Raw genomic sequence first — 22,343 nt, 5'->3', positions numbered from 1 at the left:
GATTCTAGAATCGGAACAATACCCACTTTGGAATGGAGATGGGTGGGGTTGGCCCATTGGAACGTGCCCAATCGCTTTGCTCGTCATCCTTGGTCAGATAGTAAGGCACGCCATGCGAAGGCGTCACCTTCATCATGTAAAGCTCACCGTTCATGCGGTACTCTTCAATGGTGTCCTCACCCTTCTTGGTGATGGTGACTTCTGGCTCAGGTGTGTTTTCATAGCCTGGAGGCGGTGGCGCCTCTGGCAACGGTTCAAGATTCTTGGGCAGGTCCGCGGCATGGGCGAGCCATGGCAATACCAGTGCTAGAACAACTAAATGACGAAGCAGTCGCATAATCACCTCAGGCTTTGAGCCGCCTTCACAACGAAAGCGGCGGGATGAAGGCATTCTAGCAAAAACCACCCCAAGCCGGGAAAATGGATATGCAGAACTTGTCGTACACCAATCACAGATAAAGCTGAATCTGGCGCTCGGCAGGTGACAACTCGAAGCCACGGGTTTCATAGTGCTTGAAGATGGCTTCCACCACGGCGGCGGGATCATCAATCACCTGCACCAGATCCATGTCATCCGGCGACACCATGCCTTCGGCCACCAGCGTATTGCGGAACCAGTCCAGCATGCCTCTCCAGAAAGGCTCATGCACCAGAATGATCGGTATCTTGCGCGACTTGCCAGTCTGTATCAGCGTCAGTGCTTCCATCAGCTCATCCAGCGTGCCAAAGCCACCGGGCATCACCACATAGGCTGAGGCGTATTTGACGAACATGACCTTGCGCATGAAAAAGTGGTGGAAGGTCTGGCTGATATCCTGATACTGGTTGCCCTTTTGCTCGTGCGGCAATTCGATATTGAGACCGATGCTGGGCGAGCGGGCGTAAAACGCGCCCTTGTTAGCGGCCTCCATGATGCCGGGGCCACCGCCCGAAATCACGCTGAAGCCTGCCTCGGAGAGCTGGCGCGCGATTTCTTCCGTCAGCTGATAATAAGGATGATCCGGTGCCGTGCGGGCACTGCCAAAAATCGAGACGGCCGGGGTTATCTGTTTCAGGCGTTCGGTGGCATCGACGAATTCTGACATAATCTCGAGTGCATGCCAGGCCTCGTGCGAGGAACGTCGATGCTCGATCAGATCCGGGTCCATCAGTTTCGGGATTTTTTTTGCAGCAGACATGGGGCTTAACCTTGCGTGTTGAGGGCCTGGAAAAATGCGGGACTGGCGCATGGCATCCTGAATATCCGGCATGCGTCAGAAGTCAGTTTATGAAGGCACCTTATGAAAACATTGTTATTGGTTGACGGCTCATCCTATCTTTACCGGGCGTTTCATGCCATGCCCGATTTGCGCAACAAGCAAAACGAGCCGACCGGCGCCATTCAGGGCGTGCTCAACATGCTGCGCCGCCTGCATAAAGATTATCCGGCCGATTATAGCGCTTGTGTGTTTGATGCCAAAGGCAAAACCTTTCGTGACGACATCTACCCCGAATACAAGGCCAACCGCGCCTCCATGCCCGACGATCTGCGCCTGCAGATAGAGCCATTGCACACTGCCATCCAGGCCATGGGCTGGCCGCTGATTGTGGAAGACGGCGTGGAAGCCGATGACGTCATCGGCGCGCTGGCGAAGCAAGCCGAGCGCGAAGGCATGCGCGTCATCATCTCCACTGGCGACAAGGATATTTCGCAGCTGGTGAATGAACACATCACCGTCGTCAACACCATGCGCGATGCCTTCCGCAAAACCGATGAAGTGCTGGACCCGGCAGGCGTCGAAGCCAAATTTGGCGTACCGCCCAGCCTGATGGTGGATTATCTGATATTGATAGGCGACAGCTCGGACAATGTGCCCGGCGTGGAAAAAGTCGGCCCGAAAACCGCCGTCAAATGGCTGACCCAATATGGCTCGCTGGAAAACATCGTCGCCAATGCCGACCAGATTACCGGCGTAGTAGGCGAAAACCTGCGCAAAGCTCTGCCATGGCTGCCGACGGCGCGCGAGCTGATCACCATACGCTGCGATGTGGGCATACAGGAGAGCCTGGAGGATCTGGCACCACGCCCGCAGGACCGCGAAAAGCTGATCGAGCTGTTCGACCGTTTTGAATTCAAGACCCTGCGCCGCGAGCTGGACCTTGCCGTTCCCGCCGCGCAAGCACCGCTGCCTGCCATGGCAGCCCAGCCTGCAGGCACCTCGGCAGATCTCTTTGCCGCCGCTGGCGTCACTACCCGCCAGTTTGAGACCATCCTCGATGAAGCCAGCCTGCAACGCTGGCTGGACAAGATCAGCAGCGCCGCACTGGTGTGCTTTGATACCGAAACCACCTCGCTGGATCCACTCACCGCCAAGCTGGTCGGTATGTCGTTTTCGATCAAGGCGGGCGAAGCCGCTTATCTGCCGCTGACACATGATTACCCTGGCGCGCCGGATCAGCTGCCGTTTGCAGCCACATTGGCACGCATCAAGCCGCTGCTGGAGAACCCCGCCATTAAAAAAGTGGGGCAGAACCTCAAATACGACAAGCATGTGCTGGCCAACCACGGCATTGTGCTCAATGGCATTGCGCACGACACCCTGCTGCAATCTTACGTGCTGGAAAGCCATCGCACCCATGGCATGGATGATCTCGCCATGCGCCACCTCGGCGTGCAGACCATCACCTATGAACAAGTCGCAGGCAAAGGCGCCAAGCAGGTATCCTTTAGCCAGGTGGCCCTGGAGCAGGCGAGCGAATACGCCGCCGAAGATGCCGATGTCACCCTGCAACTGCATGAAAATCTCTATCCGCAGGTAGCGGAAGATGCCAAGCTGGAATTCGTCTATCGCCAGATCGAGATGCCGGTGCTGGATATCCTGTTCACCATCGAGCGCAATGGCGTGCTGATCGACAATGACATGCTGAATCGCCAGAGCCACGAAATCGGCCAGAAGCTGATGGCGCTGGAACAACAGGCTTACGAACTGGCCGGGCAGCCCTTCAACCTGGGCTCGCCCAAGCAATTGCAGGAAATCCTGTTCGGCAAGCTGGGCATCAAGCCCCTGAAGAAAACCCCCAGCGGCACGCCTTCTACCGATGAAGACGTGCTGCAGGAGCTGGCGCTGGATTACCCTTTGCCCAAGGTCTTGCTGGAATATCGCGGCCTCGCCAAGCTGAAATCCACCTACACCGACAAGCTGCCGCGCATGATCAACCCGACCACCGGCCGCGTGCACACCAGCTACAGTCAGGCCGTGGCGGTGACCGGTCGGCTCTCCAGCTCGGACCCCAATCTGCAGAATATTCCGGTACGCACCGCCGAAGGCCGCCGCATTCGCGAAGCCTTTGTGGCGCCTGCGGGTGGCCACATCGTCTCGGCTGACTATTCCCAGATCGAGCTGCGCATCATGGCGCACTTGTCACAGGATGACGGCTTGCTGACCGCCTTTGCCGCCGGTGAGGATATTCACCGCGCCACCGCGGCGGAAATCTTTGGCGTGGAGCGCGACGCCGTCAGCAGCGAGCAGCGCCGTTATGCCAAAGTCATCAACTTCGGCCTGATCTACGGCATGAGCGCCTTCGGCCTCGCGCAAAACCTCGGCATCGAACGCCAGGCCGCGCAGAACTACATCGAGCGCTATTTCACCCGCTACCCCGGCGTGCGCGATTACATGCAAAACACGCGCGAGCGCGCCAAAGCCCAGGGCTATGTGGAAACCTTCTTCGGCCGTCGCCTGTGGGTGCCCGAGATCAACAGCCCCAACGGCATGCGCCGCGCCGGCGCCGAGCGCGCCGCCATCAACGCCCCCATGCAGGGCACCGCGGCCGACCTCATCAAGCTCGCGATGATAGCCGTGCAAGGCTGGCTGGAAAGCGAAAAGCTCGCCACAAAACTCATCATGCAAGTGCACGATGAACTGGTGCTGGAAGTACCGGATAACGAGCTGGCGCTGGTGAAGGAAAAACTGCCGCAGCTGATGCAGGATGTGGCAAAACTGGATGTGCCATTGCTGGCAGAAGTCGGGGTGGGGAGTAACTGGGAAGCAGCGCACTGATCGTTCAGCACATGGTTCAGCACCGCAGATGTTGGCAGGCCAAGCTGGTTAAGCCCTAAGATTCCTCTGCCGGGGCCTCCGGAATATCGCCCGCGGGCGGCTCGGCGGAATCCGGCACTGCCGCAGAAACGGGCGCAGCCCCCGCGCCCTCTTCCTTCAGCTCCTTCAGATACCACTCAATATCCCATTCACAGCCGCCGCAGCCAGTCAGCGCACCCGTCCAGCGTGAGATGCCCTCCAGATCGCGCCCCTCCAGAAAAAGCGCGCGTATCTGGCCGCGCTTGGTGCCGCTACAGTGGCATAGCACTTCGTTGTCGGGGTTGTCTTTGTCGGTGGTCATAAGCTGCATCAAGGTAAATATGCTGCCAAGTATATGACATGGCGCCCGGCTTTATGGCCTTGCATAAGGTCGGATCTTGCAAGCGCCAGCACATCGAGCCTGCATTGCCGGGCAGGATATAATGCAATTTTCGATAACGTCCACATATCATGCCAACCTTCGGTGCCTACATCATCGGCGATGAAATCCTCTCCGGCAAACGGCAGGATGCCCATCTGTCACGGGTAATCCAGACCCTGGCCGCACGCGGCTTGCAGCTCGGCTGGGCCGAGTATCTGGGCGATGACCAGAGCCGTATCGCGCAAAGCCTCAAACGCAGCATGGACCGTGGCGACATCGTGCTCAGCTTTGGCGGCATAGGCGCCACGCCGGACGACTTTACCCGCCAGGCCGCTGCCGAAGCCGCGGGCCTGCCGATTGAGCGCCACGCTGGCGCAGTAGCCGAAATCGAAGCACGCTTTGGCGAGGCCGCCTATCCCAAGCGCGTGCTGATGGCCGACTTCCCCCAGGGCGCTGACTTGATCCCTAACCCGGTCAACCGCGTGGCGGGCTTTTCACTGCGCTCGCATTATTTCATGCCCGGCTTTCCCGAGATGGCATGGCCCATGATGGAATGGGTGCTGGATACGCATTACGCCCATCTGTTCCACCAGGATGTGATCACCGAACAAGCGATTGTGGTGTGGGATGCCGGTGAGAGCCAGCTGATCGATCTCATGAACCACATCGTCGCCACCCACCCCGAGGTCAAGCTCTTCAGTCTGCCCAAGCTGGATACGCGCCGCACCATTGAGCTCGGGGTCAAAGGCCCAGCTGAGCAGGTAGCCACCGCCATGGCCGACATCACGCAAGGCGTGACGCAAGCCGGTTTCCCCTGGCAAGCCATATAAATGGATTGTCGCCCCGACTGCGGCGCCTGCTGCATCGCCCCCTCCATCACCAGCCCCATCCCCGGCATGCCGCATGGCAAGCCAGCGGGTGTGCGCTGCATACAATTAACGGATGACCTGCGCTGTGCCATCTTCGGCCAGCCCGAGCGCCCGCACTTTTGCGGCGGCCTGCAACCGGAACCCGCCATGTGCGGCACCAGCCGCGAGCACGCAATCCGCTGGCTAGGCGAACTGGAACAACTTACCCAGCCCGCGCCCTGAGCCCCAGCACAGCCAACGCACTCAACCCCGCCATCACCGACACATAGCCGCCTACCCAGGCCAGCCCGCCCTGCTGCACCAACGCTTGCGAAATGGCAGGCGCCAGCGAGGCGCCAAGAATGCCGCCCAGGCTATATGCCAGCCCGGCGCCGCTGTAGCGCACGGCGGCCGGAAACTGCTCGGGCAAAAATGCGCCCATGGGGGCAAAGGTCACGCCCATCAGGAATAGCAACAACGCGAGATAAGCCGTCACCAGCAACAATGAACCACTCTGCAAGGCAGGTGCCAGCAGAAACCCCGCCAGCATGGCGGCCAGCGCTCCGCGCAGCAACACCGGTCGACGCCCGATACGATCACTCCAGGCAGCGGCCAAGGGCGTCGCCAGCGTCATCGCCAGAATCGCCACGCACAGCATGCCCAGAAAAACCGGGCGCGATATGCCCAGCGTGCCGGTGCCATAGCTCAGGCAAAACACCGTCGCGGTGTAAAACAGGTTGTAGCACACGCCCATCGCCAGCGCACCCAGCAGCACGGCACGCGCATGGGTCTTCAGCAAGGCGCCCACCGGCAGGGTATGGGTGGCTTTGTGAGCCAGTACAGCGGCAAAGGCTGGGGTTTCGGCCAGCGTAAAGCGTACATAAAGCCCCACCACCACCAGCAAGGCACTGGCAATAAACGGCACGCGCCACCCCCAGGCCTTGAACTCAGCATCTGTCAGCCACAGGCTTAAACCAAGAAAGCTCAAGGTCGCGAGCAAAAAGCCCACGGAGGGCCCCAACTGCGGAAACATGCCAAACCAGGCACGCCGCCCCTCCGGCGCATGTTCGGTAGCCAGCAGGGCCGCACCACCCCATTCGCCACCCAGCCCCAGGCCCTGACCAAAGCGCAACAGGCACAACACCACCGGCGCCCACACGCCCCATTCGGCATAGCCCGGCAGCACGCCTATCAGCAGCGTGCTAATCCCCATCAACAGCAACGATGCCGCCAACGTCACCTTGCGCCCCACCCGGTCACCAAAATGCCCGAACAGCACCGCCCCCAGCGGCCGCGCCAGAAAGGCAATGCCAAAGGTCAAAAAGGCATTGAGCGACTGTGCCGCTGGCGCCTCCGCCGGGAAGAACACCTGCCCAATCACCAGTGCTGCCGCCATGGCGTAGATGTAAAAGTCATAGAACTCGATTGCCGTGCCGATGAAGCTGGCAAAGGCAATGCGGGTGGTGGAGGGGGTAGATGTCGGCTGCATGTTCATCGGGATATGTGCTTATGGTATCGGGGTGGCGCCAGCATAAAGCATCCATCGCGTGAAGCCCACTTTTCAGGCATTCTGATGCCAGAAAATGTGGTTCAGCAAGGCAAGTGTTTTTGCCTGACTCTGCCCTGGGACGGGGCACGGGACAATCTCGATAGTATTAAGGGAATCAACAAGCTAGCAGAGGCATGCTTTTACTCTTGTCAAGCCCACTAATTACAATTTTTCGTTTTGCGCGCCTGCCGTTTGCATATAAAATAGGCAGCTTTTCCACAATCATCGTACGGACTTTGTCCAAGGTTTCAGCTTCAGTGCAAATCGGCCCATACAAACTCAAAAACAATCTGGTAGTTGCGCCTATGGCAGGCGTGACGGATCGGCCTTTCCGCATGCTATGCAAGAAGCTGGGGGCGGGGCTGGCTGTTTCCGAGATGGTGACGTCGAACTCGCTGCTGTATGGCAGCGCCAAGACCTTGCGCCGCGCCAACCACGAGGGCGAAGTGGAGCCGATTTCGGTGCAGATCGCCGGGGCAGACCCGAAGATGATGGCGGAAGCCGCCAAGCACAATGTGGATAACGGTGCACAGATCATCGATATCAACATGGGTTGTCCGGCCAAGAAGATTTGCAATGTGATGGCAGGCTCGGCCTTGCTCAAGGATGAGCCGCTGGTATCGCAGATTCTGAAAGCAGTGGTGGCCGCCGTGGATGTGCCAGTCACCCTGAAAATCCGTACCGGCTGGGACAAGAACAACCGCAACGCTGTGGCCGTGGCGCGCATGGCGGAAGACATCGGTGTACAAGCCCTGGCCATGCATGGCCGCACCCGGGCTTGCCTGTATAACGGCGATGCCGAGTACGACACCATTGCCGCCGTCAAGCAAGCCATCAAGATTCCATTGATCGCCAATGGCGATATCACCACCCCGGAAAAAGCCAAGTTTGTGCTGGAATACACCCAGGCCGATGCCGTGATGATAGGCCGTGCGGCGCAGGGTCGCCCCTGGATTTTCCGTGAGATTGCGCATTTTCTGGAAACTGGCGAGCATCTGCCGCCACCCGAAGTGAGCGAAATCCATCAGGTGATGCTGGACCATGTGCAGGATCTGTATGACTTTTACGGCGAGCTGACCGGCATGCGCGTGGCGCGCAAGCATATCTCCTGGTATACCAAGGGGCTGAAGGATTCCGCGAATTTCCGCCACCACATGAATCAGTTGCAAACCGTAGACGAGCAACAGGCAGCCATCAGCCAGTTCTTCAGCCAGTTGCTGCAGCACGACCAGCGTCTGCAATATGTCCCCGAGACTGAATCCTCCGACGACCAAGCGATGGCGGCCTGAATATGAGTAATAAAGACGTCGCCGCCTGTATCCGGGCTGCCCTGGATGAATATTTCAAAGACCTGGATGGCCAGCCGCCCCACGCCGTGTATGACATGGTAATGGGCTGCGTGGAAAAACCCATGCTCGAATACGTGCTGCATCGTGCCGGGGGCAACCAGAGCAAGGCTGCCGAGATTCTCGGCCTCAATCGCAATACCCTGCGCAAGAAGATGCAGCTTTATCAGATTGAATAACCGCCAGGCGGCCACGGCCGCCTCCTGCTGCGCTACATGTTTTCCTGTTTTATTTTTCCCGCTTCATTTAACGACGCATATTTACTGACCCACACAGACATCAACTGACATCATGGCCATCATCAAAAGAGCACTCATCAGCGTTTCCGACAAGGCAGGCATCTTCGAATTTGCCCAAAGCCTGCACGCCTTTGGCGTCGAAATCCTCTCGACTGGCGGCACGGCAAAGCTGTTTCGCGATCACCAGATTCCGGTGATTGAAGTCAGTGATTACACCGGCTTTCCTGAAATGCTGGATGGCCGCGTCAAAACGCTTCATCCCAAGGTGCACGGCGGCCTGCTGGGTCGCCGCGATCTGCCCGAGCATGTCAGCGCCATGCATGAAGCGGGCATCCCCAATATTGATTTGCTGTGCGTGAATCTTTACCCGTTCGAAGCCACTGTCGCCAAGGCCGACTGTACGCTGGAAGATGCGATTGAAAACATCGACATCGGTGGCCCGGCCATGGTGCGCTCTGCCGCCAAGAACTGGAAAGACGTCGTGGTGCTGACCGATGCATCGCAATACGCCGCCGTGCTGGATGAGATGAAGAGCACGGGTGGCGCCACCAGCCAGGCCACACGCTTTGCGCTGTCCGTCGCCGCGTTCAACCGCATCAGCAACTACGATGCCGCCATCAGCGATTATCTTTCCTCTATCAATAGCGATGGCACCCGCAGCGCATTCCCTGCACAAACCAATGGCCGCTTCGTCAAGGTGCAAGACCTGCGCTATGGCGAAAACCCGCACCAGCAGGCTGCGTTCTACCGCGACTTGTACCCGGCACCTGGCTCACTGGTCACCGCCGAACAGTTGCAGGGCAAGGAGCTTTCCTACAACAACATCGCCGATGCCGATGCCGCCTGGGAATGCGTGAAGAGCTTTGACAGTGGCGCCTGCGTGATCGTCAAGCATGCCAACCCTTGTGGCGTTGCCGTAGGCGCGACCGCACTCGAAGCCTACAGCAAGGCTTTCCAGACTGACACGACCTCGGCTTTTGGCGGCATTATCGCCTTCAACCAGACTGTGGATGCTGCCGCGGCAGAAGCCGTTGCCAAGCAGTTTGTCGAAGTGCTGATTGCGCCTGACTTCACGGCCGATGCGCTGGCGATTTTTAAGGCCAAGGCCAATGTGCGCGTGCTCAAGATTGCATTGCCACCCGGTGGCAGCAGCGCCTGGGAGCAAGGCCGCAATTCGCATGACACCAAGCGCGTGGGCTCGGGCCTGCTGATTCAGACTGCGGACAACCACGAGCTCAGCCTGTCTGACCTCAAGGTGGTTACCCGCACACAGCCTACCCCGCAACAGCTGCAAGACCTGCTCTTCGCCTGGCGTGTGGCCAAGTATGTCAAATCCAATGCCATCGTCTTCTGTGGCAATGGCATGACGCTGGGCGTGGGCGCAGGCCAGATGAGCCGTGTGGACAGCACCAAGATTGCTGCCATCAAGGCACAGAATGCAGGGCTTTCCCTGCAGGGTTCTGCCGTGGCTTCCGATGCTTTCTTCCCGTTCCGCGATGGGGTGGACGTGCTGGCTGAAGCCGGTGCTGCTTGCGTTATTCAGCCAGGTGGCAGCATTCGCGATGAAGAAGTCATTGCTGCCGCGGATGAGCATGGCATCGCCATGGTGCTCACCGGCATTCGTCATTTCCGTCACTAAACATGCCATGCCCTGCGTATCTGGACGTGCTTTCCGATTACCCGGAGTGCGCATTGTTCAGACCGCAGGGCATTGTTCATATAGCACAGGGTTAACAACATGAAAGTACTCGTCATTGGCAGCGGTGGCCGCGAACACGCACTGGCCTGGAAAGTTACGCAAAACCCCAATATCAGCCGCGTCTATGTCGCGCCGGGCAATGCAGGCACCGCACTTAACCCGGACATGGTCAACGTTCCCGTTTCATCGGTAGCGGATCTGCTGGAGTTTGCACTCAAGGAGCAGATCGCCCTCACCATCGTCGGCCCGGAAGCCCCGCTTTCGCAGGGTGTCGTCGATGCGTTCCGTGCCAATGACCTGAAGATTTTCGGCCCGACCAAAGCCGCTGCCCAGCTGGAAAGCTCCAAGGATTTCGCCAAGGCCTTCATGATTCGTCATGGCATCCCGACAGCGGCCTATGCCACGTTTACCGATGCCGCCGCTGCCCATGACTACGTGCGTGCGCAAGGCGCGCCTATCGTCATCAAGGCCGATGGTCTGGCCGCTGGCAAGGGCGTGGTGGTGGCGATGGATGAAGACGAAGCACACGCCGCCATTGACGCCATGCTGGCCGACAACAAGCTGGGAGCGGCCGGTGCCCGCGTGGTCATCGAAGAATTCCTGACGGGCGAAGAAGCCAGCTTTATCGTGATGGTCGATGGCAAGAATATCCTGCCACTGGCCACCAGCCAGGACCACAAACGCCTGCTGGATGGCGACCAGGGCCCCAATACCGGCGGCATGGGAGCCTACTCCCCCGCCCCTGTGGTCACTCCTGACATACACGCCAAGGTAATGCGCGAAATCATTGCCCCCACCGTGGCAGGCATGGCAAAAGATGGCATTCCCTACACCGGCTTTTTGTATGCAGGCCTGATGATTACGCCTGAAGGCGACGTCAAGACACTGGAGTTCAACTGCCGCATGGGCGACCCGGAAACCCAGCCCATCATGCTGCGTCTGAAGACGGACCTCGTGGGTCTGGCCGAGCATGCCGTCAACGGCACGCTGGATCAGGCGACGGTGGACTGGGATCGCCGTACCGCGCTGGGCGTGGTGATGGCAGCGGCCAATTACCCCGATACCCCACGCACGGGCGATGAAATCACCGGCCTGCCGCGTGATCTGCAGGATGCCCATGTGTTTCATGCCGGCACCCGCCTGGAAGATGGCCGCGTGCTGACCAGCGGTGGCCGCGTACTCTGCGTTACCGCGCTGGGCGAAACCGTGAAATACGCGCAAAGCCGTGCTTACCAGATCGCCGAAGAGATTCGCTTTGATGGCGCGCAGATGCGCAAGGATATCGGCTACCGCGCCGTTAAATCCTGAGGGTAAAAAGCAATGATGAATGCACGCGAGTTGCGGCATTACCTGCGTCATGGCGGGGTCATTGCCTATCCTACCGAGTCCTGTTTCGGGCTGGGCTGCGATCCACACAGCCGCCTGGGCGTGCAGCGCATATTGCGCCTTAAGGGTCGGCCGCAGCGCAAAGGGCTGATCCTGATTGGCGATCAGCAGACGCGCTTCAAGCGCCTGATCGCACCCTTAAGCCCCGAGCAGCAAGCGCGGGTTGCCACCACCTGGCCCGGCCCGCATACCTGGCTGGTGCCACACGCCGAAGACTGCCCCATCTGGCTGCATGGCCGTCATCCCTCGCTTGCCGTGCGGGTGACAGCACACCCTCTGTCGGCAAGACTTTGCCGCATGGCAGGCATGGCCCTTGTTTCCACCAGCGCCAACAAGGCAGGCCATGCCCCGGCCAAAACCACCCGTAAATGCCGCCAGCTTTTCGGGCAGCGCGTACGCGTCATCGCCGGACTCACCGGCGGCGCCCGCAAGCCCTCGACCATACAAGACCTCATCACCGGACGCATTTTGCGCCCCTAAACCGGAGCACCGCATGAATTCCGACGCCGTATATGACTATCTGCAAGGTCTGCAAAGCCGCATCGTTGAGGCAATTGAGCTGATTGATGGCAAGAACTTCCTCAACGACAGCTGGCAGCGGCCGGAAGGCGGCGGCGGCACTTCCTGCCTGCTGGAAGAAGGTAATGTATTTGAACGTGCAGGCGTGGGCTTTTCGCATGTGATTGGCAACAAGTTGCCGCCCTCCGCCAGCGTGGCACACCCGGAAGCAGCAGGCCGCAGCTGGAAAGCCATGGGCGTCTCGCTGGTGTTTCATCCGCGTAACCCTTACATCCCCACCGTGCACATGAATGTGCGCTTTTTTGTCGCGGAAAAACCCGGTGAAGAGCCGATCTGGTGGTTTGGCGGCGGCATGGACCTGACGCCGTATTACGGGTTTGAAGAAGACGCCATTCACTTTCACCGCCTTTGCCGCGAAGCACTCACGCCCTTCGGCAGCCAGTATTACCCCGCCTTCAAGCAGCATTGCGATGAATATTTCCACCTCAAGCATCGCAAGGAGCCACGCGGCATAGGCGGCATCTTCTTTGATGATTTCAATGAGCTGGGCTTTGAGCAGAGCTTTGCCCTGATCCGCAATGTGGGCGATGCCTTCATTCAGGCTTACATGCCTATCGTGCAGCGCCGCAAGGACATGGCGTACGGCGAGCGCGAGCGCGACTTTCAGGCCTATCGTCGTGGCCGCTATGTGGAATTCAACCTGGTGTATGACCGCGGCACGCTGTTTGGACTGCAATCGAATGGCCGTACCGAATCCATCCTGCTTTCCATGCCACCCATCGTCAAATGGCGCTATGACTGGAAACCCGAAGCAGGCTCGCCTGAAGCCCGTCTCTACAGCGACTTCCTGATCGATAAAAACTGGCTGGGTTAGCTTGATCGGCGCGGTTTGTGCTTATAATCCCTGTAAAAAGGGAGTGATAAATGCAAACCGTTGAAAGCGTCATCGCCACATTATCCAGCTGGATCTGGGGGCCGCCCATGCTGATCCTGCTGGTAGGCACCGGCCTTTACCTGACCGTGCTGCTCAAGGGTTTGCAGTTCCGCACCCTGCCACTGGCATTCAAGCTTATTTTCAAAAAAGAAGTCGGGCACGACGGCGATATCAGCCACTTTGCAGCGCTGATGACCGCGCTTGCCGCGACCGTGGGCATAGGCAATATTGTCGGCGTTGCCACCGCCATTACCCTGGGCGGGCCAGGCGCTGTGTTCTGGATGTGGATGACAGGCCTGGTCGGCATGGTGACCAAATATTCAGAAGCCGTCCTCGCCATCAAATACCGTGAAAAAGGCCCGCATGGCATGCGCGGCGGCCCCATGTACTACCTGGCAAAAGGCGTGGGCATGCCGTGGCTGGGCGCCCTGTTCGCTTTCTTTACCGCCTGTGCCGCCTTTGGCATTGGCAATATGGCGCAGGCCAATGCCACGGCAGAAATCTTCAAATCCACCTTTCATATTCCCACCGAGCTCACCGGCTTTATCCTCATGGTGCTGACCGGCCTCGTGATCATCGGCGGCATCAAGTCCATCGGCAAATTCACCTCCTACCTCGTTCCCCTGATGATATTGATATACGTGGGCAGCGGCCTGGTGGTGCTGGCCTACAACTTTAGCGAAATCCCGCATGCGTTTTACCTGATCTTTCATCACGCCTTCAGCCCGGCCGCCGCCGGTGGAGGCTTTGCCGGAGCCACGGTCGCCGCCGCCATGCGTTATGGCATTGCCCGCGGCGTGTTTTCCAATGAATCCGGCCTCGGCTCGGCCCCCATTGCCGCCGCTGCCGCACGCACCAAAGACCCGGTCAGCCAGGCACTGGTGAGCATGACGCAAACCTTTATTGATACGCTGGTGGTGTGCACCATGACCGCCCTCATCATCCTCACCGCCACGGCCTGGAAGCATGGCGTCAGCGCAGGCCAGCTCACCAGCATCAGCATGGCAGAAACCCTGGGCGACACTGGCAAATATATCGTCGCCATTTCAACCGCGCTGTTTGCCTACTCCACCCTCATCGGCTGGAATTACTACGGCGAAAAAGCGGTGGAATACCTGTTCGGCTTCCGCAGTATCAAGATTTATCGCCTGGTGTTCACCCTGGCGGTCGCCGTGGGTGCCAGCATCAGCCTGGAACTGGTGTGGAATTTCTCGGACCTGATGAATGGCATGATGGCGATTCCCAATCTGATCGGCCTGCTGGTACTTTCCAAGGTGATCAAGGCGGAAACCGACCGTTACTTCAAGGCGTAGGCGACAGGCATATTTCGTGCATACTATTTTCAAAAAATAGGGGATAGCATGTTTGCACAGCTTTTTCGTACCAAGCCGATTGATACTGAAGACCGCAGCGGTCTAAAAAAATGTCTCAGCGCCTTTGACTTGGCGCTGCTAGGTATAGGATGCGCCATCGGCACCGGCATTTTCGTGCTGACCGGCATTGCAGCCGCCACCCTCTCAGGCCCAGCGGTGGTGGTCTCATTTATTTTTGCTGGCATTGCCTCTGGTTTCGCAGCGCTCTCCTACGCCGAACTGGCCGCTTCAGTAGGCGGCTCCGGCAGCGCTTATGGCTACAGTTATGTCGCCTTCGGTGAACTGATCGCCTGGATCATGGGCTGGATACTACTGCTTGAGTATGGGGTGGGAGCGGCTGCAGTTGCCAATGGCTGGTCCGGGTATTTCATTGGTACGCTGGCGAATTTCAATATCCACCTGCCGGAACTGCTGACCAAGGCTCCCAGTCAGGGCGGCATCATCAACCTGCCCGCGTTTGGCATTATCTGGGTGCTGGCCCTGCTGCTGATCAGCGGCGTAAAACAGAGCGCGCAGGTCAATAACATCATTGTGGCAATCAAGCTCAGCACCATCGTGATTTTTGTCGGCATTGCCGCCCTGCACATTCATGCCGACAACTGGCAGCCCTTCATGCCGTTTGGCTGGTTCGACAAGCATGCAGATGGGCATACCATCGGTGTGCTGGCTGGAGCTTCCCTGGTGTTTTTTGCCTACTTTGGTTTTGATGCGGTTTCCACCGCAGCAGACGAGGCTAAAAACCCCCAGCGTGATCTGCCCATCGGCCTGATCGCATCGCTGACCTTCTGCACCCTGGTCTACATTCTGGTCTCAGGCCTGCTGACCGGGATGGTGCATTACACCGAACTCAATGTCAGCTCCCCCGTCGCCTACGCGCTGACCAAAATCGGCTTCACCTGGTCTTCCACATTGGTGGCGACCGGCGTGCTGGCTGGCTTGATTACCGTGCTGCTGGTGCTCATGTATGGCCTCACCCGCATCCTCTATGCCATGAGCCGCGATGGTCTGATTTCCCCCGTGTTTTCCAAGCTCAATCCGGAGCGACGCACGCCGGTGCGCATCATTCTGCTTTGCGCGCTGATTATTTCCTCCATCGCCGGCTTTTTCCCGCTGGGCGAACTCGCGGAGACAGTGAATATCGGCACCCTGGCAAGCTTTGTCATGGTGTGCATAGGCGTCATGGTATTGCGGATACGTCAGCCTGATCTCAAGCGCCCCTTCAAAAATCCATGGAACCCGTTGATTCCCCTGCTGGGCGTAATTTCATGCGGGGCATTGATGGTATTCCTGCCCAATGAAACCTGGCATCGCTTTATTATCTGGGTGCTGATCGGAATAGTGTTTTATTTTGTTTATTCCAGGCACCATAGCGTTCTCAATAAACAAGCGCGTTAATTTTTATGTCCGACCTTCAACGTTTACATCCTGGTGCCCGCTACAGCGAGGCCACCATTTTCAACGGCACGATTTACCTGGCTGGCCAGGTCCCCAACGACGGCAGTCTGGATATCCAGGGCCAAACCGCCGAAGTACTGACCATGATCGATAACTTGCTGGCAGAAGCTGGTAGCGATAAATCGCGCATCCTGATGGCGCAGATTTTTCTGGCCGACCTGGCCGATTACGACGGCATGAACAAAGTGTGGGATGCCTGGGTGCCCGCCGGAGCGGCTCCCCCGCGTGCCACGGTAAAGGCGGCGCTGGCGCGGCCAGAGTGGCGGATTGAAATCGTCATAACAGCCGCCCAGCTATAGGCAGAAACATCACCTGCGACTGCGATTTCAACCTCATGCATTGAGAGCTGCGAGCAACAAAAAAGCCGGTCTTTTGAACCGGCTTTTTTGTTTGAAAACTGTAATCCGTAATTACAGAGTCAGAATCCATTCAACGATAGTCTTGATGTCTTCGTCTTTTACGTGTGGGCTGTTAGGCGGCATTGGAATAGGACCCCAAACACCACTACCACCAGCCTTGACCTTGGCGATCAGCTTGGCTTCTGCTGTCTTGTCGCCCTTGTACTTGGCAGCAACGTCCTTGTAAGCAGGACCCACTACCTTGTTGGCAACACTGTGACATGCCAGACAGCCATTCTTTTGCGCCAGGGCTTCAGCGGCCTTGGCATCTGCTGCGCTTGCTTGTCCAGCCAGCATCAAAGTGCCGGCGGCTGCAACCGTCATTAATAAACCTTTCATGCTTTCTCCTTCATCTCGGTCTTGTAAAAACTACGTTAATACAACTTGTAATGATACCTAGGATTGCCTCGCCTTGGAAAGTGCTTAAGCGTTTTATTAACCCTGTCAATCTCGTGCATCACCTACACCTTATCAACGTCAATAAAGCCTGAACGTTGACCGTGTCCTGTCATGCATCACTTGCACATGCATCATTCTGACTTGCCTGACCGCCAGCCGTTCAATCCGGCTGCCAGGCGACCCCTTTTCGCCATGCAGGCTAGAGGTAATATTCGGTGCTGTATTCCACCTCCAGCGTATGGACTTCGCCCGGTGCAACGGTGACGACATTGTCAGTCGCATTGGCCGACTCCACGCACACCATGTGGCGCCAGCCCGAATGGCTGCCCAGATCGCCGATCTCGGCGGCTTTCTGTCCCCAGGGGTTCCATACCACGGTCGATTTGCTGCCGGACTTCTGCACGGTAATGCGGCGGCGCAGGCCCGGATCTTCAATCACACAGGTATTCTCGGTATTGATATAGACCCGATCGGTTTCTTCCGTAAAGCGGATGTCGCCCTGCTGCTGCTTGACGGCATAGCCTTCCACCTTGTCCTGATACTGGGTGTTATCCAGCCCGCTGATCTTGATGACTTCAATATCGCTGACATGAAAATAGGTATGCAACGCCTCACCCAGCACAAACGGTGCGGTACCGGTATTGGTGGTAGTAAGTTGCATCCGCAGGGCGGAGCCGACAATCACCGTGAGGGTGACTTCACAGTGATGCGGCCATTGCTTGCCGAGCTGCTGGGTTTCAATGAGCTGCATGATGATGCGCGTGGCGCCATCCGGATCAATGACGGTATCGACGATTTTCCACTGGGCCACGCGGGCAAAACCGTGCGGACAGAGGGATTCATCGGTGGCATGTGCACCAAACCAGGGCCAGCAGACCGGCACCCCACCGCGAATCGAACGGCCACGAACAAAACGCGCCTGATCCGACAGCCACAATACCGGCTCAAACCCCCCCTCCCCCCCCAGCCACAATACCGGCTCTTCAGAGTGATGGGGTTGCCACTCCATGACATGCGCGCCTTGCAGGGCGATCTTGGCCGAGGCATGGGGGTTTTCAATATGAACCGTTACCAGACCATTCTGATCGGAATAGAAATGGATTTTCTGGCCAACGCCGTAACGCGCATTCAACTGCTGTATGGATTGCATCCGACTCTTGATCCTTACAATATTATTTTTCGATCTGGCTGACATCCCGCACTGCACCGCGGGCCGCCGAGGTACTCATGGCAGCATAGGCACGCAGGGCTGGTGACACATGACGCTCACGCGCCTGTGGTTTCCAGGCATCCTTGCCGCGCGCTTCCATGGCGGCACGACGGTGCGCCAGGATTTCATCGCTCACGGCCAGATGAATGGTACGGTTGGGGATATCGATTTCGATGGTATCGCCCTCTTCCACCAGACCAATGGCGCCGCCTTCAGCCGCTTCCGGCGATGCATGGCCGATACTGAGACCCGAGGTACCGCCAGAAAAACGTCCGTCCGTAAGTAAAGCACATTCCTTGCCAAGACCTTTGGACTTGAGATAGGAGGTCGGATACAGCATTTCCTGCATGCCAGGGCCACCGCGTGGACCTTCGTAACGAATGACCACGACATCGCCCGCCACGATCTTGTCACCGAGAATGCCTTCAACGGCGGCATCCTGCGATTCAAAAATGCGCGCACGCCCGGTAAATTTGAGAATGCTGTCATCCACACCGGCGGTCTTGACGATACAGCCATCCAGCGCAATGTTGCCGTAGAGCACGGCCAGGCCGCCATCCTGCGAGTAAGCATGCTCCTTGTTGCGGATGCAGCCTTCCTCACGGTCCGTGTCCAGCTCAGGCCACAGCATGGACTGGCTGAAAGCGATGGTGGTGGAGATGCCGCCAGGCGCAGCGCGATAGAATTTCTTCACGTCTTCGTCGGTAGTGGTGGTGATATCCCACTTCGCCAGTGCATCGCCCAGGGTTGGGCTGTGCACGGTAGGCGTATCCGCGTGGATATTTCCGGCGCGGTTCAACTCGCTCAAAATACCCATCACGCCACCAGCACGGTGCACGTCTTCCATGTGGTACTTGGCAGTGGCAGGCGCTACCTTGCAGACGCAAGGCACATTTCGCGAAATGCGGTCAATATCGGCCATGGTGAAATCTACGCCCGCTTCATGCGCAGCGGCCAGCAAATGCAGCACGGTGTTGGTGGAGCCGCCCATGGCCACATCCAGGCTCATGGCATTCTCAAAGGCCTTGAAGTTGGCAATGTTGCGCGGCAATACACTTTCGTCGTCCTGCTCGTAATAGCGCTTGGTGATCTCCACAATCAGGCGACCCGCCTTGAGGAACAGCTCCTTGCGGGCAGCGTGCGTGGCGAGCGTCGAACCATTGCCGGGCAATGACAGACCCAGCGCCTCGGTCAGGCAGTTCATGGAGTTGGCGGTAAACATGCCGGAGCAGGAGCCGCAGGTCGGGCAGGCAGAACGCTCAATCGCCTCGGACTCCGCATCGCTGACCTTGCTGTCAGCGCCGGCCACCATGGCATCCACCAGATCCAGCTTGTGGAATGTACCTTGCCAGTTGACCTTGCCTGCTTCCATCGGGCCGCCAGACACGAATACCACCGGGATATTCAGACGCAGTGCGGCCATCAGCATGCCGGGAGTGATCTTGTCGCAGTTGGAGATACATACCAGCGCATCGGCACAGTGAGCGTTGACCATGTACTCAACGCTATCGGCAATGAGGTCGCGGCTGGGCAGGCTGTACAGCATGCCACCGTGGCCCATGGCGATGCCGTCATCCACGGCAATGGTGTTGAACTCCTTGGCAACGCCGCCAGCACGCTCAATTTCACGGGCGACCATCTGGCCCAGGTCCTTAAGGTGGACATGGCCAGGCACAAACTGGGTAAAGGAATTGGCAATCGCAATAATTGGCTTGGTGAAGTCTTCTTCCTTCATGCCGGTAGCCCGCCACAGGGCACGGGCACCCGCCATATTGCGGCCATGGGTGGTAGTACGGGAACGGTATTCAGGCATGGCGTTAATCCGAGTGGAATCAAAAAAGTAAATTTTAACCCAGATCAACGTCGAGGACGTGAGATGTCTCTATCTTGCATCATTTGAGCGGCCCAAGCGGACCACGACGTTGCATCAACGCAACGACTGGTTGAAGGTCTCCAGCGGCACCGGGCGGCCGTAGTAATAGCCTTGCACATACTGGCAGCCAAGCTGACTGAGGAGTTCGGCCTGCTCGGCAGTTTCCACGCCTTCGGCCACCAAATCCTTGCCCAGGCTATCGGCCATGGCAATGATGGCTTTGACCAGCAGCGCCGATTCCGTATTGGTAGCAATATCGCTGACAAACGAGCGGTCAATCTTGACCTGACTCACAGGAAATTTATTCAGATAGCCCAGCGCCGAATAGCCGGTACCAAAATCATCAATCGCAATGGCAATGCCGATAGAGTGCAGCGCTTCCAGCGTCTGGCGTATATGGTCGCTGTCATGCAATAGCAGGCTTTCGGTAATTTCAAACTTGAGCCATTGCGGGCGGCACCCGGTTTCCTGCAGGCAGTCGGTAATCGTGGTCAGAAAATCCTGCTGCATGAATTGCCGCGAAGACAGATTGATGGCCAGCACATAGGGCTGGCTGCGCAGCGCATTCCAGGCCACGGCGGTACGGCAGCCCTCGCGCAGCACCCAGCCGCCAATCTCGACGATCATGCCCCGCTCCTCGGCGATGGGAATGAATTTGTCCGGCCCCACCATGCCGAGGTCAAAACTGTTCCAGCGCAGCAGGGCTTCGGCGCCATACATCTCGCCTGTCGCCAGCTCCATGATGGGCTGGTAATACAGCTGCAGCTCGCCTTTTGCCAGCGCCTGCCGCAACAGGTTTTCCATGAGCAAACGCTCGGCCGCATTGACGGTCAGCTCCTGGTTGTAAAACTGGAAATTGTTACGCCCCTGGCGCTTGGCGTGGTACATGGCCAGATCGGCATGCTTGAGCAAATCATCCAGATGGCTGCTGTCCTCGGGGTAAAAAGCAATCCCCATGCTGGCTGACACAAAAAACTTGATGCTGGACACTTCAAACGGCACATTGAGCGCATCAATAATGCGCGCGGCCAGCAAGGCGGCGTCCAGGCGCGACAGGCAATGCGGCAGGGAAATGGCAAATTCGTCGCCGCCCATGCGCGCCAGCATGTCGTCCTTGCCTAGCAACTGGCGGATCCGGCGCGATACCTCAATCAGCAACTTGTCGCCGACCGAATGGCCCAGCGTATCGTTGATAGTCTTGAAGTTATCCAGATCAATAAACAGCAGGCAGAAGCCATGCTTGTTGGTTGGCGTCTGTTCAATCAGCATTTGCAGTTTCTGATTGAACAGCAAGCGATTGGGCAACTCAGTCAGGATATCGTGGTAAGCCAGCTGCTCGATGCGCTTGCGGTAGCGGCTGTTTTCCGTGACATCACTCGCCACCGTCATGGCGCCGATCACCTCACCAGTTGCTGAGCGCTCCGGCACGATGCGAACCAGATGCACCAGTTGCTCCTCGCCATACTGCGTGATCAGTTCCAGGGTATCGGACTCGCCCGTCGCCATCACCTCAAGAATACGTTTCTGGTAATCCTCGGCCGTGATATTGATGATATTGCCGCTCCAATACTCGGCCGGCGTCTTGCCCATCACCTCACTGATACGCTGCTGCAGGCTTTCGCGCATGGCGCAATACGAGTTCACAAACACACGGCGGCACTCGCGGTCATAGCGCACCACCGTCAGCGGCAGATTTTGCACCAGCATGGAATATTCATTCTCACGGCGGGCGATTTCTGCTTCCAGCCGGCGCTCTGCTGTGATGTCCCGCGCAAAGCCCACCGTCCCGATGACCTGTCCATCAATTACCACCGGCGATTTGTAGGTTTCCGCCCAATGCAGCTCGCCGTCTGGATTCATGATGGGCTCTACCAGCATCTTGGCTGCGCCGGAAGCCAGCACTTCTTGATCATCCGCCACATAACCCTCCGCCATGGCGTGGGGGAAATAGTCAAAATCCGTCTTGCCACGCATGTCTTCGTCATGCGCAATTTGCAGCACTTCAGCAAACGCCTTGTTGGTGGCCAGAAAGCGGCTTTGTTTGTCTTTCAGCCACACCATGAAAGGAAAGGTATTCAGCACGGCACGCTGATATTGTTCGCGACGGCGGATCTCCAGCGTCTCCGCGGCATCGCGCTGGTCGGTCTGGCGGCCAATCGCCAGCACACCGATCATCTGGCCATGTTCATCTGACAATGGACTGAAGCTGATGAGATCAAATATTTCCTGGCTACCCACGGTGAAATGCGCCACGCAACCACCCGGACGGCCTGTTCGGATCACCTCTTCCAGTGTCTCGCGGTAATTCCAGAAAAAAGGATGCAGCACCACATCGGCGGTTCCGCCCAAGTGATCAGGCAATATCGCCTTGAGCGCGGGGTTGATATAGCGCGTCTCGGCCTTCAGGTTATAGAGGGCAATTTTTTCATTAGTGTGCTGAAACATGGCTACCGCAAAGCGGCAGAGCATGTCCAGGGTAATGGGCTGAGCTGGGATCTCCCCCGGATTCTGCATGGACGTTTCCATCCCTGAGTGTTGCATGTCACCCTCCCAAAACCGGTATCGCACATCGGCAATTTGCTTGCGCGATCCTGATTGTCATTATTTTCGGTTACCATAGCACATCATGAATACCAACAGAACCAAGGGCTAGCCGACTTGGGCAGGCCTGCTTCCAC

20 protein-coding genes are annotated in these 22,343 nt (G+C 57.9%); 12 read left to right on the top strand and 8 right to left on the bottom strand.

Annotated elements, in window-relative coordinates; translation table 11 throughout:
• Positions 1-4: 4 nt before the first annotated feature.
• Positions 5-337 (bottom strand): DUF2782 domain-containing protein, encoded by a 333-nt coding sequence (locus MPQ_RS01995; protein ID WP_041361949.1) that lies wholly within the window; start codon positions 335-337, stop codon positions 5-7.
• A gap of 112 nt (positions 338-449) precedes the next feature.
• Complete coding sequence (locus tag MPQ_RS01990; protein ID WP_041361948.1) at positions 450-1,178, bottom strand: TIGR00730 family Rossman fold protein; 729 nt, start codon at positions 1,176-1,178, stop codon at positions 450-452.
• A gap of 102 nt (positions 1,179-1,280) precedes the next feature.
• On the opposite strand from MPQ_RS01990, the gene polA reads away from it, so the two are divergent.
• The gene (gene polA / locus MPQ_RS01985) at positions 1,281-4,037 is read left to right on the top strand and encodes a DNA polymerase I (RefSeq protein WP_013441211.1); all 2,757 of its coding nucleotides are present in this window, start codon (positions 1,281-1,283) and stop codon (positions 4,035-4,037) included.
• A gap of 55 nt (positions 4,038-4,092) precedes the next feature.
• Here polA and MPQ_RS01980 read toward each other — a convergent pair whose 3' ends face one another.
• Complete coding sequence (locus tag MPQ_RS01980) at positions 4,093-4,377, bottom strand: (2Fe-2S)-binding protein (protein ID WP_013441210.1); 285 nt, start codon at positions 4,375-4,377, stop codon at positions 4,093-4,095.
• A 149-nt stretch (positions 4,378-4,526) separates the two neighbouring features.
• On the opposite strand from MPQ_RS01980, the gene MPQ_RS01975 reads away from it, so the two are divergent.
• Positions 4,527-5,267 carry a molybdopterin-binding protein gene (locus MPQ_RS01975; RefSeq protein ID WP_013441209.1) on the top strand — a complete coding sequence of 247 codons (741 nt, stop codon included), beginning with the start codon at positions 4,527-4,529 and terminating at the stop codon, positions 5,265-5,267.
• Positions 5,268-5,528 (top strand): YkgJ family cysteine cluster protein, encoded by a 261-nt coding sequence (locus MPQ_RS01970; RefSeq protein ID WP_013441208.1) that lies wholly within the window; start codon positions 5,268-5,270, stop codon positions 5,526-5,528.
• On the opposite strand, the gene MPQ_RS01965 is transcribed toward MPQ_RS01970, so the two are convergent.
• Entirely contained in the window at positions 5,509-6,780 is a 1,272-nt protein-coding gene (locus tag MPQ_RS01965; RefSeq protein WP_013441207.1) for an MFS transporter, read from the bottom strand. The two genes, MPQ_RS01970 and MPQ_RS01965, sit on opposite strands and share 20 nt — an antisense overlap.
• 311 nt (positions 6,781-7,091) lie before the next feature.
• Between MPQ_RS01965 and dusB the strand changes: the two genes are divergently transcribed.
• The 9 genes from dusB (at position 7,092) to MPQ_RS01920 (ending at position 16,084) form a co-directional block, all read left to right on the top strand.
• The gene (dusB, locus tag MPQ_RS01960; RefSeq protein ID WP_013441205.1) at positions 7,092-8,123 is read left to right on the top strand and encodes a tRNA dihydrouridine synthase DusB; all 1,032 of its coding nucleotides are present in this window, start codon (positions 7,092-7,094) and stop codon (positions 8,121-8,123) included.
• A gap of 2 nt (positions 8,124-8,125) precedes the next feature.
• A complete protein-coding gene (locus MPQ_RS01955; protein WP_013441204.1) occupies positions 8,126-8,359 on the top strand; it encodes a Fis family transcriptional regulator in 234 nt (77 codons plus the stop codon).
• 112 nt (positions 8,360-8,471) lie between these two features.
• Positions 8,472-10,058 (top strand): bifunctional phosphoribosylaminoimidazolecarboxamide formyltransferase/IMP cyclohydrolase, encoded by a 1,587-nt coding sequence (purH, locus tag MPQ_RS01950; protein WP_013441203.1) that lies wholly within the window; start codon positions 8,472-8,474, stop codon positions 10,056-10,058.
• A gap of 99 nt (positions 10,059-10,157) precedes the next feature.
• Positions 10,158-11,426, top strand: a complete 1,269-nt coding sequence (gene purD / locus MPQ_RS01945; protein WP_013441202.1) for a phosphoribosylamine--glycine ligase — start codon at positions 10,158-10,160, stop codon at positions 11,424-11,426.
• 12 nt (positions 11,427-11,438) lie between these two features.
• The gene (locus tag MPQ_RS01940) at positions 11,439-11,984 is read left to right on the top strand and encodes a Sua5/YciO/YrdC/YwlC family protein (protein WP_013441201.1); all 546 of its coding nucleotides are present in this window, start codon (positions 11,439-11,441) and stop codon (positions 11,982-11,984) included.
• A 13-nt stretch (positions 11,985-11,997) separates the two neighbouring features.
• Positions 11,998-12,897: an oxygen-dependent coproporphyrinogen oxidase gene (gene hemF, locus MPQ_RS01935; RefSeq protein WP_013441200.1), complete on the top strand. Its 900-nt coding sequence runs from the start codon at positions 11,998-12,000 to the stop codon at positions 12,895-12,897.
• 50 nt (positions 12,898-12,947) lie between these two features.
• A complete protein-coding gene (locus MPQ_RS01930; RefSeq protein ID WP_013441199.1) occupies positions 12,948-14,270 on the top strand; it encodes a sodium:alanine symporter family protein in 1,323 nt (440 codons plus the stop codon).
• A 48-nt stretch (positions 14,271-14,318) separates the two neighbouring features.
• Entirely contained in the window at positions 14,319-15,725 is a 1,407-nt protein-coding gene (locus MPQ_RS01925) for an APC family permease (RefSeq protein ID WP_013441198.1), read from the top strand.
• A gap of 5 nt (positions 15,726-15,730) precedes the next feature.
• Positions 15,731-16,084, top strand: a complete 354-nt coding sequence (locus tag MPQ_RS01920; protein WP_013441197.1) for a RidA family protein — start codon at positions 15,731-15,733, stop codon at positions 16,082-16,084.
• A gap of 111 nt (positions 16,085-16,195) precedes the next feature.
• Here the strand turns inward: MPQ_RS01920 and MPQ_RS01915 are convergent, their stop codons facing one another.
• The 4 genes from MPQ_RS01915 to MPQ_RS01900 form a co-directional block, all read right to left on the bottom strand.
• Positions 16,196-16,522, bottom strand: a complete 327-nt coding sequence (locus tag MPQ_RS01915; RefSeq protein ID WP_013441196.1) for a c-type cytochrome — start codon at positions 16,520-16,522, stop codon at positions 16,196-16,198.
• Positions 16,523-16,781: 259 nt separating this feature from the next.
• The gene (locus tag MPQ_RS01910; protein WP_013441195.1) at positions 16,782-17,732 is read right to left on the bottom strand and encodes a D-hexose-6-phosphate mutarotase; all 951 of its coding nucleotides are present in this window, start codon (positions 17,730-17,732) and stop codon (positions 16,782-16,784) included.
• A gap of 22 nt (positions 17,733-17,754) precedes the next feature.
• On the bottom strand, positions 17,755-19,605 hold the full coding sequence (gene ilvD / locus MPQ_RS01905) for a dihydroxy-acid dehydratase (protein WP_013441194.1): 1,851 nt from the start codon (positions 19,603-19,605) through the stop codon (positions 17,755-17,757).
• 114 nt (positions 19,606-19,719) lie between these two features.
• The gene (locus tag MPQ_RS01900; RefSeq protein ID WP_041361946.1) at positions 19,720-22,206 is read right to left on the bottom strand and encodes an EAL domain-containing protein; all 2,487 of its coding nucleotides are present in this window, start codon (positions 22,204-22,206) and stop codon (positions 19,720-19,722) included.
• Between the last annotated feature and the right edge of the window lie 137 nt (positions 22,207-22,343).

The sequence above is a fragment of the Methylovorus sp. MP688 genome (assembly GCF_000183115.1).
Lineage (GTDB): Bacteria > Pseudomonadota > Gammaproteobacteria > Burkholderiales > Methylophilaceae > Methylovorus > Methylovorus glucosotrophus.
Note: the sequence above shows the minus strand (reverse complement) of the source record. Positions and strands in the feature narration are given on the sequence as shown.

What these genes read in the sequence shown, in the direction of transcription:
- MPQ_RS01940 (WP_013441201.1), top strand. Translation starts at nt 11,439, where the DNA reads ATGATGAATGCACGCGAGTTGCGGCATTACCTGCGTCATGGCGGGGTC.
- MPQ_RS01955 (WP_013441204.1), top strand. Translation starts at nt 8,126, where the DNA reads ATGAGTAATAAAGACGTCGCCGCCTGTATCCGGGCTGCCCTGGATGAA.
- MPQ_RS01970 (WP_013441208.1), top strand. Translation starts at nt 5,268, where the DNA reads ATGGATTGTCGCCCCGACTGCGGCGCCTGCTGCATCGCCCCCTCCATC.
- MPQ_RS01910 (WP_013441195.1), bottom strand. Translation starts at nt 17,732, where the DNA reads ATGCAATCCATACAGCAGTTGAATGCGCGTTACGGCGTTGGCCAGAAA.
- hemF (WP_013441200.1), top strand. Translation starts at nt 11,998, where the DNA reads ATGAATTCCGACGCCGTATATGACTATCTGCAAGGTCTGCAAAGCCGC.
- MPQ_RS01990 (WP_041361948.1), bottom strand. Translation starts at nt 1,178, where the DNA reads ATGTCTGCTGCAAAAAAAATCCCGAAACTGATGGACCCGGATCTGATC.
- MPQ_RS01930 (WP_013441199.1), top strand. Translation starts at nt 12,948, where the DNA reads ATGCAAACCGTTGAAAGCGTCATCGCCACATTATCCAGCTGGATCTGG.
- MPQ_RS01995 (WP_041361949.1), bottom strand. Translation starts at nt 337, where the DNA reads ATGCGACTGCTTCGTCATTTAGTTGTTCTAGCACTGGTATTGCCATGG.
- MPQ_RS01925 (WP_013441198.1), top strand. Translation starts at nt 14,319, where the DNA reads ATGTTTGCACAGCTTTTTCGTACCAAGCCGATTGATACTGAAGACCGC.
- MPQ_RS01900 (WP_041361946.1), bottom strand. Translation starts at nt 22,206, where the DNA reads ATGCAACACTCAGGGATGGAAACGTCCATGCAGAATCCGGGGGAGATC.
- MPQ_RS01965 (WP_013441207.1), bottom strand. Translation starts at nt 6,780, where the DNA reads ATGAACATGCAGCCGACATCTACCCCCTCCACCACCCGCATTGCCTTT.
- MPQ_RS01920 (WP_013441197.1), top strand. Translation starts at nt 15,731, where the DNA reads ATGTCCGACCTTCAACGTTTACATCCTGGTGCCCGCTACAGCGAGGCC.
- MPQ_RS01980 (WP_013441210.1), bottom strand. Translation starts at nt 4,377, where the DNA reads ATGACCACCGACAAAGACAACCCCGACAACGAAGTGCTATGCCACTGT.
- MPQ_RS01915 (WP_013441196.1), bottom strand. Translation starts at nt 16,522, where the DNA reads ATGAAAGGTTTATTAATGACGGTTGCAGCCGCCGGCACTTTGATGCTG.
- ilvD (WP_013441194.1), bottom strand. Translation starts at nt 19,605, where the DNA reads ATGCCTGAATACCGTTCCCGTACTACCACCCATGGCCGCAATATGGCG.
- MPQ_RS01975 (WP_013441209.1), top strand. Translation starts at nt 4,527, where the DNA reads ATGCCAACCTTCGGTGCCTACATCATCGGCGATGAAATCCTCTCCGGC.
- polA (WP_013441211.1), top strand. Translation starts at nt 1,281, where the DNA reads ATGAAAACATTGTTATTGGTTGACGGCTCATCCTATCTTTACCGGGCG.
- purD (WP_013441202.1), top strand. Translation starts at nt 10,158, where the DNA reads ATGAAAGTACTCGTCATTGGCAGCGGTGGCCGCGAACACGCACTGGCC.
- purH (WP_013441203.1), top strand. Translation starts at nt 8,472, where the DNA reads ATGGCCATCATCAAAAGAGCACTCATCAGCGTTTCCGACAAGGCAGGC.